The sequence below is a fragment of the Collinsella sp. TF07-1 genome, from assembly GCF_003437235.1.
Lineage (GTDB): Bacteria > Actinomycetota > Coriobacteriia > Coriobacteriales > Coriobacteriaceae > Collinsella.
The window spans coordinates 1-228 of sequence record NZ_QSRV01000016.1; positions in this window are offsets into that span (position 1 = coordinate 1).

Here is a 228-nt window from a genome sequence, read left to right on the forward strand (position 1 = left end):
ACCTTATATATTTGCCCTCCCCGGGGCTCCCGCACAACGGGACCTCAGTTGGGTTCTATCCCGGTTGCAGTCGCTTCGCTCCTGCACCACTTGGCTGGTGCGGCGGTTTGGCGTTGGAACGGTTCTTTTTCTGATATATGCTGGTTGCGGCTCTTCTTTTGGGAGGAGTCGCTTTTTTGTTGCTAGGAGGTTGGCCCGTGGTTGATGGGGACGCTCGCTCTGAGCTTC